This is a genomic window from Streptomyces sp. NPDC043854 (assembly GCF_056436005.1).
This window is the reverse complement of record NZ_JBWKDK010000020.1, coordinates 130,355-140,344: the sequence shown is the minus strand read 5'-3', so window position 1 is coordinate 140,344 and position 9,990 is coordinate 130,355. Positions and strand designations below refer to the sequence as shown.

Here is a 9,990-nt window from a genome sequence, read left to right as displayed (position 1 = left end):
CCCCACCCCCCCCCCCCCCCCCCCCCCCCCCCCCCCCCCCCCCCCCCCCCCCCCCCCCCCCCCCCCCCCCCCCCCCCCCCCCCCCCCCCCCCCCCGTACGCCGTACGCGTGCCGCTCAGGCACCCATCGCGTGCAGACCGCCGTCCACGTGGACGATCTCGCCGGTGGTCTTCGGGAACCAGTCCGACAGCAGGGCGACGATGGCGCGGCCCGTGGGCTCCGGGTCGCTCATGTCCCACTCCAGCATGGACCGGGAGTTCCAGACCTCCGCCAGGTCGGAGAAGCCCGGGATGGACTTCGCGGCCATCGAGCCGATCGGACCGGCCGAGACCAGGTTGCAGCGGATGTTCTCCTTGCCCAGGTCGCGGGCGAGGTAGCGGCTGGTCGCCTCCAGGGCGGCCTTGGCCGGGCCCATCCAGTCGTACTGCGGCCAGGCGAACTGCGCGTCGAAGGTGAGGCCGACGACGGCCGCGCCCTCCGCCGGGAACAGCGGCTTGCAGGCCATGGTCAGCGACTTCAGCGAGAACGCCGAGACGTGCATGGCGGTGGCGACCGACTCGAACGGGGTGTTCAGGAAGTTGCCGCCGAGGGCGTCCTGCGGGGCGAAGCCGATCGAGTGGACGACGCCGTCGAGGCCGCCGAGCTCGTCGCGGACCAGCTGCTCCAGGCGGGCCAGGTGCTCCTCATTGGTGACGTCGAGCTCGATGACCTTGGCCGGCTTGGGCAGCTTCTTCGCGATGCGCTCGGTCAGCGTCGGACGCGGGAACGCGGTCAGGATGACCTCGGCGCCCTGCTCCTGGGCCAGCTTGGCGGCGTGGAAGGCGATGGAGGACTCCATCAGCACACCCGTGATCAGGATGCGCTTGCCGTCGAGAATTCCGCTCATGGTGATCAGTGACCCATGCCCAATCCGCCGTCAACGGGAATGACGGCTCCGGTGATGTACGCGGCGTCGTCGGACGCCAGGAAGCTGACGGCGGCCGCGATCTCCTCGGGCTGCGCGTAGCGCGCGAGCGGCACGTTCGCCACGATGGCCGCACGCTGCTCGTCGGTGAGCACCTTCGTCATGTCGGTGTCGACGAAGCCGGGCGCGACGACGTTGAAGGTGATGTTCCGCGAGCCCAGCTCACGGGCGAGGGAGCGGGCCAAGCCGACCAGCGCGGCCTTGGAGGCGGCGTAGTTGGCCTGGCCGGCCGAGCCCAGGAGGCCGACGACCGAGGAGATCAGGATGACGCGGCCCTTCTTGGCGCGCAGCATGCCGCGGTTGGCGCGCTTGACCACGCGGAAGGCGCCGGTGAGGTTGGTGTCGAGGACGGAGGTGAAGTCGTCCTCGGACATGCGCATCAGCAGCGTGTCCTTGGTGATGCCGGCGTTGGCCACCAGCACCTCGACCGCGCCGTGCGCTTCCTCGATCTCCTTGTAGGCCTGCTCCACCTGCTCGGAGTCGGTGATGTCGCAGCGGACCGCCAGGACGCCGAGCGCGGTGAGCTCCTGCGGCGGCTCGCCCGAACGGTACGTGATCGCGACCTTGTCGCCGGCCTGCGCGAAGGCTCGGGCGATGGCGAGGCCGATGCCCCGGTTTCCTCCGGTGACGAGAACCGAGCGGCTCAACGGATCACCCTTTCGACTAGCGGTCTGAGTACCAGAAACCTATAGGCCGCGCCTGCCGCGCGCAGAATCGGTCTCCCACAGGGCCGCGGGACGGGCTCTGTCGAATCCCTACAGAAAGTGGTAGGCACGAGCGGCCCGGGCGCGCCATGATCGGGGGGACCGGCTCCGACCCACGGGAGGACTTCCGTGCCCCATTCCATCGACGCGGCCTTCACCGCGCTGCCCTTGCGGGCGCTCGCCGACGCGGCGCTCGCCCGGGCCCGCGCGCTGGGCTCCGAGCATGCCGACTTCCGGCTGGAGCGGATCCGCAGCGCCTCCTGGCGGCTGCGGGACGCCAAGCCATCGGGCGGGTCCGACACCACCGACCTCGGGTACGCGGTCCGGGTGGTGCACGGGGGTGCCTGGGGCTTCGCCTCCGGCGTGGACCTGACCATGGACGGCGCCGCCCGCGTGGCCTCGCAGGCGGTGGCCATGGCCAAGCTGTCGGCCCAGGTCATCAAGGCCGCGGGCGCCGCTGCGGGCACCCCCGGCGGTGACTGGGGGAGGGTGGAGCTCGCCGACGAGCCCGTGCACGCCGACAAGACGTGGATCTCCGCCTACGACGTGAACCCGTTCGACGTGCCGGACGCGGACAAGGCGGCCCTGCTCGCCGACTGGAGCGAGCGGCTGCTCGCCGCCGACGGGGTCGCGCACGTCGACGCCTCACTGCTCGCCGTGCACGAGAACAAGTTCTACGCCGACACCGCCGGCACCATGACCACGCAGCAGCGGGTGCGCATCCACCCGCAGCTCACCGCCGTCGCCGTGAACAGCACCACCGGCGAGTTCGACTCCATGCGCACCATCGCCCCGCCCGCCGGCCGCGGCTGGGAGTACCTGACCGGCACCGGCTGGGACTGGAACGCAGAACTGGAGGAGATCCCCTCCCTGCTCGCCGAGAAGATGCGGGCGCCGAGCGTCGAGTCCGGCCGGTACGACCTGGTCGTGGACCCGTCCAACCTGTGGCTCACCATCCACGAGTCCATCGGCCACGCCACCGAGCTGGACCGGGCGCTGGGCTACGAGGCGGCGTACGCGGGGACCTCCTTCGCCACCCTCGACCAGCTGGGCACCCTGAAGTACGGCTCCCCGATCATGAACGTGACCGGTGACCGCACCGCCGAGCACGGACTCGCCACCATCGGCTACGACGACGAGGGCGTCGAGGCGCAGAGCTGGGACCTGGTCAAGGACGGCACGCTGGTCGGCTACCAGCTGGACCGGCGCATCGCGCGGCTGACCGGCCTCGGCAGGTCCAACGGCTGCGCCTTCGCCGACTCCCCCGGGCACGTGCCCGTGCAGCGCATGGCGAACGTCTCGCTCCAGCCGGATCCGGGCGGGCTGTCCACCGAGGACCTGATCGGCGGGGTGGAGCGCGGGATCTACGTGGTCGGCGACCGCTCCTGGTCGATCGACATGCAGCGCTACAACTTCCAGTTCACCGGGCAGCGCTTCTTCCGGATCGAGAACGGCCGCCTGGCCGGCCAGCTGCGCGACGTCGCCTACCAGGCCACCACCACCGATTTCTGGGGCTCCATGGAGAAGGTCGGCGGCCCGCAGACGTACGTCCTGGGCGGCGCCTTCAACTGCGGCAAGGCCCAGCCGGGCCAGGTGGCGTCGGTCTCGCACGGCTGCCCCTCCGCGCTGTTCCGCGACGTGAACATCCTGAACACCACCCAGGAGGCGGGCCGATGAGCACTCGCGGTCACCACTCGATCTGCCGGGGGTCCGGGGGTCGCCCCCCGGGACAGCACAGTCTGAACACCACCCAGGAGGCGGGCCGATGAGCCGAACGAAGCCCCACGAGATCGTCGAGCGGGCCCTGGAGCTGTCCACCGCCGACGCCTGTGTCGTCATCGCCGACGAGGAGTCGACGGCCAACCTGCGCTGGGCGGGCAACGCGCTCACCACCAACGGCGTCACCCGCGGCCGGACGCTGACCGTCATCGCCACGGTCGACGGCAAGGAGGGCACGGCCTCGGGGGTCGTCTCGCGCTCCGCCGTGACCGCCGAGGACCTGGAGCCGCTGGTCCGGGCCGCCGAGGCCGCGGCCCGGAACGCGGGCCCGGCCGAGGACGCGCAGCCGCTGGTCACCGGGACCCCGGTCTCGCCGGACTTCGCCGACGCCCCCGCCGAGACCTCCTCGGCGGTGTTCGCGGACTTCGCGCCGGCGCTCGGCGAGGCCTTCGCCCGGGCCCGGGCGGGCGGCCGGGAGCTGTACGGCTTCGCCAACCACGAGCTGGTCTCCACGTACGTGGGCACCTCGACCGGGCTGCGGCTGCGCCACGACCAGCCCAACGGCACGCTGGAGCTCAACGCCAAGTCGCCGGACCGGCAGCGCTCGGCCTGGGCCGGCCGCTCCACCCGGGACTTCAAGGACGTCGACCCGACCGTGCTGGACGCGGAGCTGGCGGTACGGCTGGGCTGGGCGGAGCGGCGCTTCGACCTGCCGGCCGGGCGGTACGAGACGCTGCTGCCGCCGACGGCCGTGGCGGACCTGCTGATCTACCAGATGTGGTCGGCGGCGGCCCGGGACGCGGTGGAGGGCCGGACGGTGTTCTCCAAGCCCGGCGGCGGCACCCGGCTCGGGGAGCGGCTGTCCGAGCTGCCGCTGACCCTGCGCAGCGACCCGAACGCGCCCGGCCTGGAGTCGGCGCCGTTCGTGATCGCGCACAGCTCGGGCGACGACGCCTCGGTGTTCGACAACGGCCTGCCCGTCCCGGCGACGGACTGGATCAAGGACGGTGAGCTGACCCGGCTGACCACCACCCGGCACAGCGCGGGCCTGACCGGGCTGCCGGTCTCCCCCGGCTTCGGGAACCTGCTCATGGACGCCGGCGGCGACAAGTCGCTGGAGGAGATGGTGGCCGACACCGAGCGGGGCCTGCTGCTGACCTGCCTGTGGTACATCCGCGAGGTGGACCCGGCGACGCTGCTGCTGACGGGGCTCACCCGGGACGGCGTCTACCTGGTGGAGAACGGGGAGGTCGTCGGCGAGGTGAACAACTTCCGGTTCAACGAGTCCCCGGTGGACCTGCTCTCGCGGGCCTCGGAGGCGGGCCGGCCCGAGAAGACGCTGCCGCGCGAGTGGAGCGACTGGTTCACCCGGGCCTCGATGCCGGCGCTGCGGATCCCGGACTTCAACATGAGCTCCGTCAGCAAGGGCGTCTGAGGCCGCCCGGGCCCCTCCGCGGCCGCCCGGCCCGGCAGCGCCCGCCCGGCCCGGCAGCGGCCGCCCGGCCCGGCAGCGGCCGCCGCTGCCGGGCGTCGGAGGGGCTCCCCGCCCGCCTAGACTGGCGGGGAAACCCCTCAGCACCTGTTTCATCTCGTTCAAGGAGAGTCACGACCGTGACGGACATCGTCGACGAACTGAAGTGGCGCGGGCTCTTCGCCCAGTCCACCGACGAAGAAGCGCTGCGCAAGGCGTTCGAGGACGGTCCTGTCACGTTCTATTGCGGGTTCGACCCGACGGCGGCCTCGCTGCACGTGGGGCACCTGGTGCAGGTCCTCACCGTACGCCGCCTGCAGCAGGCCGGGCACCGGCCGCTGGCGCTGGTCGGCGGGGCCACCGGCCAGATCGGCGACCCGCGCCCGACGGCCGAGCGCACCCTGAACGACCCGGAGACCGTGGCGAACTGGGTGACGCGGCTGCGCACGCAGATCGAGCCGTTCCTGTCCTTCGAGGGCGAGAACGCGGCGGTCATGGTGAACAACCTGGACTGGACGGCGGGCCTGTCCGCCATCGAGTTCCTGCGGGACATCGGCAAGCACTTCCGCGTGAACAAGATGCTGACGAAGGACTCCGTGGCCCGCCGCCTGGAGTCGCAGGAGGGCATCAGTTACACCGAGTTCAGCTACCAGCTGCTCCAGGGCATGGACTTCCTGGAGCTGTACCGCCGGTACGGCTGCACCCTCCAGCAGGGCGGGTCCGACCAGTGGGGCAACCTGGTGGCCGGCCTCGACCTGATCCACAAGCTGGAGCCGCAGGCGCAGGTGCACGCGCTGGCGACGCCGCTGATGGTCAAGGCGGACGGCACCAAGTTCGGCAAGACCGAGGGCGGGGCCGTCTGGCTGGACCCGGAGATGACCACCCCGTACGCGTTCTACCAGTTCTGGCTGAACGTGGACGACCGGGACGTGTCCACCTACATGCGGATCCTGTCCTTCAAGTCCCGCGAGGAACTGGAGGAGTTGGAGGCGCAGACCGCCGAGCGGCCGCAGGCGCGCGCGGCCCAGCGTGCGCTGGCGGAGGAGCTGACGACGCTGGTGCACGGCGCCGACCAGTGCGCCGCCGTGATCGCCGCGTCGAAGGCCCTGTTCGGCCAGGGCGAGCTGGCGGACCTGGACGAGGCCACGCTGGCCGCGGCCCTGTCCGAGCTGCCGCACGCCAAGGCGGCGGAGCTCGCCCCGGTGGTGGACCTGTTCGCGGAGACCGGGCTGGTCGCCAGCAAGTCGGCCGGCCGCCGGACCGTGAAGGAGGGCGGCGCCTACGTGAACAACGTGAAGGTGACCGCCGAGGACGCGGTCCCGGCCGCGTCGGACCTGCTGCACGGGCGCTGGCTGGTGCTGCGCCGCGGCAAGAAGAACCTGGCGGCGGTCGAGGTCACGGGCGCCTGACCCGGGGTACGGCCGCACGGCGCAGGGGCCGGTCCGGACACACCGTCCGGGCCGGCCCCTGCCGTATCCGCGCGCAGTCCGCGCCGGTGTCAGGCCGTGCGCTTCTTCCCGCCGCGCACCGACATGTAGATCATCTCGCCGAGCGCGACGATCGCGATCGCGCCGGCGAGCTGGAGCAGGTGCCGGGTCCAGTCGATGCCCCGGGTCTCCGCGAGGCCGATCCAGCCGGCGACGGCGTTGCCGAGGATGGCGCCGACCATGCCGAAGAGCGTGGTCAGCCAGAGCGGCTGGTGCTGTTTGCCCGGGAGGACGGCCTTGGCTATGAGGCCCAGCACGAAACCTACGATGATCGCCCACAACCACTGCATGTCGAGCCTCCTCATGGCGCGTCGTGCGCAGATGGGCCCAGTCTCGACCCGTCCGGCGTACTGCGCATTCCGGACACGACCGTTCAGGGGCACCCCCTCTCCTGCCCGCCGCGGCCTCGGCGTACGGTGGGAGGTCCGGGCCGAGGAACGCCCGGAACTCGGATCGGGCGGTGGAGCGTGCTGCACAGGAAGCGAAACGGGGCCGAGGTCTTCCGGATCACCGGGGCCCGGATGGGCCTCGAGGAGGACGTGCGGGGGCGTCAGCGCCGGTACGTGATCTCGATGGCGATCCGGACCCTGTCGGTCGTGGCGACGGTGCTGCTGTGGAACGTGGAGCGGTACCTGGCGGTCGTGACGCTCGTCGCGGGCGCCCTGCTGCCGTACGTGGCCGTGGTCATCGCCAACGCGGGGCGCGAGTCGACGCCGAGGCTGCCCTCGAGTTTCCTGCCGCCACCTGCACGTCCGGCACTGGAGGCGGGAAACCTCACGAAAACCTCAGATCAATCATGAAGTTCCGGTGCACCGCACCCGGTCGTGCGTGACATACTGCCTACGCGCTCCGCATCCCCCGTCGGAGCGACGGACCGACGCCGGGCAGCTCCCCCCGTGGCTGCTCGGCGTCGCCCTTTCCCCGGGCCGGTTTGTAGGGTTGAGCCGTGAACTCCCCTGACACCCCCGAGACTCCCACCTGTTCCGCCAAGGGCTGCCGTGCGGCGGCCGTCTGGGTCCTGGCGTGGAACAACCCGAAGCTGCACACCCCGGAGCGGCGCAAGACCTGGCTCGCCTGCGAGGAGCACCGCGAGCACCTCTCGCAGTTCCTGGGGGTCCGCGGCTTCCTCAAGGACGTCGTGAAGCTGACGGAGTGGGTGCAGCCGGAGGGGTCGGAGCGCCGCTGAGCGGCCTCGGGGAAGTGGGGTGCGTTTCCGGCTCCGAGCTGCCCGCAGCACGGTCCCGTCGACCTCATGGCGCCAGATGGATGAAGGTTCGTGCGGAATGTGGAACGGCCATGTCACTTTCCGTAGTGTCGACCTCACTCGCAGCACATGCCCGAGTCCGGTGGGCGATGAGCGGGCATCCCGCGGCGACGGGCCGGCAGTGGTGAAGGCCGGCCCTCGCACCGTGCCGTCTGCGCTCGCCGTGAAGTCCTGCGGCCGCCCTGAGCGGTGGCCTCCCCCTCCCTTATCGCTGCGCACTTCAGGAGGAGAACATGCCCAAGGGACTGTCCATCCACATCGGCATCAACGAGATCGACGAGAGCAAGTACGGCACGAAGGCCGAGCTGAAGAACCCCGAGAACGATGCGCTGACCATGGCCGGCCTCGCCGTGGCCAACCAGTACGAGCCCATCGCGACCCTGCTCTCCAAGGACGCGACCAGCGAGAGGGTGACCGCCGCGCTGACGGAGGCGGCCTCCCGGCTCACCGCCGGGGACATCCTCCTGCTCACGTACGCGGGCCACGGGGCGCAGGTGCCGGACAAGAACGGTGACGAGCCCGACCGGCGGGACGAGACCTGGGTGCTGTACGACCGGCAGTTCATCGACGACGAACTGTACGCCCTCTACGGTGCGTTCGCCGAGGACGTACGCATCCTGGTCCTTTCTGACAGCTGCCACAGCGGGTCGGTGGCACGGGACCTGTCCCTCTTCCTCAACGGGGCGGAACTGGAGCGGGCCTTCGACTCCAGCGAACCCACCGAGGTCCGCACCCGGATGCGCGTGCTGCCGCAGGATGCACAGTTCCGCAACTACCAGCGCGACCAGGAACTCTACGACCAGATCCAGCAGACCGTGCCCGCGCTGGAACAGCAGGAGATCGGGGCGGACATCCTGCTGATCTCCGGCTGCCAGGACAACCAGACCTCCAGCGACGGCGCCGGCACCAACGGCCTGTTCACCGAGACCTTCCTCAAGACCTGGCGGAACGGCGTCTTCCAGGGCACGTACTCCAGCCTGCACCGGCAGATCGTCGAGCAGATGCCCTTCTACCAGACCCCCAATTTCTTCCAGGCCGGCAAGGCCAGCACCGCCTTCGCCGCCCAGTCCCCCCTGGCCATCCACGTGTGACGACGACCGGCGCGGTCAGCGCTGCCGGGGCGTGGCCACGGCGGGGGACCTGAGCGGCCTCGGGGAAGTGAGGCACGCCCCCGAGGCCGCTCAGCCGCCGATCGCCGACATCGGGCGCTCGGGCTGCAAGAAGGACGGGTCGTCGAGCCCGGACCCGGCCTTCTTGCCCCACATCGCCGTCTTCCACAGCCCGGCGATCTCCTCGTCCGGGGCGCCGGAGCGCAGGGCTCCGCGCAGGTCCGTCTCCTCGGTGGCGAACAGGCACGTACGGACCTGGCCGTCCGCGGTGAGCCGGGTGCGGTCGCAGGCACTGCAGAAGGGCCGGGTCACCGAGGCGATGACGCCGACGGTGGCCGGGCCGCCGTCGACGGTCCAGCGCTCGGCAGGGGCGGAGCCGCGCTCCTCGGCGCCCTCCTCGGTGAGGGTGAAGCGGGTGCGCAGGGAGGCGAGGATGTCGCCTGCCGTGATCATGTCGTCGCGCTTCCAGCCGTGCTGGGCGTCCAGCGGCATCTGCTCGATGAAGCGGAGCTCGTAGCCGTTCTCGACGGCCCAGGCCAGCAGGTCGGGGGCCTCGTCGTCGTTCAGGCCGGGCATCAGGACGGCGTTGACCTTGACCGGGTTCAGGCCGGCGGCGCGGGCGGCGGCCATGCCGTCGATGACGTCCTGGTGCCGGTCACGCCGGGTGAGGGTCTTGAAGACGTCGGGGCGCAGGGTGTCCAGCGAAACGTTCACCCGGTCCAGGCCGGCGGCCTTGAGTGCCTGTGCGGTGCGCCCCAGGCCTATGCCGTTGGTGGTCAGCGACATCCTGGGGCGGGGTTCCAGGGCGGCGCACTGCTCGACGATCCCGACCAGGCCGGGGCGCAGCAGCGGCTCGCCGCCGGTGAAGCGGACCTCGGTGATCCCGAGCCGGGTGACGGCGATGCGGATCAGCCGGACGATCTCCTCGTCGGTCAGCAGGTCCGACTTGCCCAGCCACTGCAGGCCTTCCTCGGGCATACAGTACGTACAGCGCAGATTGCACCGGTCGGTGAGTGAAACGCGCAGGTCAGTGGCCACGCGGCCATAGGTGTCGAGAAGCACTGTGGGCCCCCTCCCCGGTCCGGTTCCGTAAACGGTGTGCGCCGCCTGGGTGGAGAGTGCAGGCGCTGAGATCGAGCCTACGCGAGACAGGCGTCGCGGGGGGATACCCGTTCGAACGACGACGGCGTGGGGGGGGGGGGGGGGGGGGGGGGGAGAAGAAAAACGCGAGGCGCGGGGGGCGCCCCCCCAGCGGGGGGGGGGGGGGGGGGA

General features: G+C 71.3%; 10 protein-coding genes. 6 read left to right on the top strand and 4 right to left on the bottom strand.

What is annotated here, in order from left to right; genetic code table 11:
• Window positions 1-115: 115 nt before the first annotated feature.
• Together fabI and fabG are read right to left on the bottom strand one after the other, a co-directional pair.
• On the bottom strand, window positions 116-886 hold the full coding sequence (fabI, locus tag AC068A_RS20040; RefSeq protein WP_478586628.1) for an enoyl-ACP reductase FabI: 771 nt from the start codon (window positions 884-886) through the stop codon (window positions 116-118).
• 5 nt (window positions 887-891) lie between these two features.
• On the bottom strand, window positions 892-1,611 hold the full coding sequence (gene fabG, locus AC068A_RS20035) for a 3-oxoacyl-[acyl-carrier-protein] reductase (RefSeq protein WP_478586626.1): 720 nt from the start codon (window positions 1,609-1,611) through the stop codon (window positions 892-894).
• A 186-nt stretch (window positions 1,612-1,797) separates the two neighbouring features.
• Here fabG and AC068A_RS20030 point away from each other — a divergent pair, with 186 nt between their 5' ends.
• From AC068A_RS20030 to tyrS, 3 genes are all read left to right on the top strand, one after another.
• On the top strand, window positions 1,798-3,345 hold the full coding sequence (locus AC068A_RS20030; RefSeq protein ID WP_478586625.1) for a TldD/PmbA family protein: 1,548 nt from the start codon (window positions 1,798-1,800) through the stop codon (window positions 3,343-3,345).
• Between the two features lie 88 nt (window positions 3,346-3,433).
• Complete coding sequence (locus AC068A_RS20025; protein WP_478586624.1) at window positions 3,434-4,822, top strand: metallopeptidase TldD-related protein; 1,389 nt, start codon at window positions 3,434-3,436, stop codon at window positions 4,820-4,822.
• Window positions 4,823-4,998: 176 nt separating this feature from the next.
• Complete coding sequence (gene tyrS, locus AC068A_RS20020) at window positions 4,999-6,267, top strand: tyrosine--tRNA ligase (RefSeq protein WP_478586622.1); 1,269 nt, start codon at window positions 4,999-5,001, stop codon at window positions 6,265-6,267.
• Between the two features lie 89 nt (window positions 6,268-6,356).
• Here tyrS and AC068A_RS20015 read toward each other — a convergent pair whose 3' ends face one another.
• Window positions 6,357-6,635 carry a GlsB/YeaQ/YmgE family stress response membrane protein gene (locus AC068A_RS20015; RefSeq protein ID WP_478586620.1) on the bottom strand — a complete coding sequence of 93 codons (279 nt, stop codon included), beginning with the start codon at window positions 6,633-6,635 and terminating at the stop codon, window positions 6,357-6,359.
• Window positions 6,636-6,815: 180 nt separating this feature from the next.
• Between AC068A_RS20015 and AC068A_RS20010 the strand changes: the two genes are divergently transcribed.
• The 3 genes from AC068A_RS20010 to AC068A_RS20000 all read left to right on the top strand — a co-directional run bounded on the left by AC068A_RS20010 (window position 6,816) and on the right by AC068A_RS20000 (window position 8,700).
• Window positions 6,816-7,145: a DUF3099 domain-containing protein gene (locus AC068A_RS20010; RefSeq protein ID WP_478586638.1), complete on the top strand. Its 330-nt coding sequence runs from the start codon at window positions 6,816-6,818 to the stop codon at window positions 7,143-7,145.
• Between the two features lie 146 nt (window positions 7,146-7,291).
• Window positions 7,292-7,531, top strand: coding sequence for a hypothetical protein (locus AC068A_RS20005; RefSeq protein WP_478586619.1), 240 nt, complete (start codon window positions 7,292-7,294; stop codon window positions 7,529-7,531).
• A gap of 311 nt (window positions 7,532-7,842) precedes the next feature.
• Window positions 7,843-8,700 carry a caspase family protein gene (locus AC068A_RS20000; protein WP_478586617.1) on the top strand — a complete coding sequence of 286 codons (858 nt, stop codon included), beginning with the start codon at window positions 7,843-7,845 and terminating at the stop codon, window positions 8,698-8,700.
• A gap of 90 nt (window positions 8,701-8,790) precedes the next feature.
• Here AC068A_RS20000 and moaA read toward each other — a convergent pair whose 3' ends face one another.
• Window positions 8,791-9,780, bottom strand: coding sequence for a GTP 3',8-cyclase MoaA (gene moaA / locus AC068A_RS19995; RefSeq protein ID WP_478586616.1), 990 nt, complete (start codon window positions 9,778-9,780; stop codon window positions 8,791-8,793).
• Window positions 9,781-9,990 lie beyond the last annotated feature (210 nt).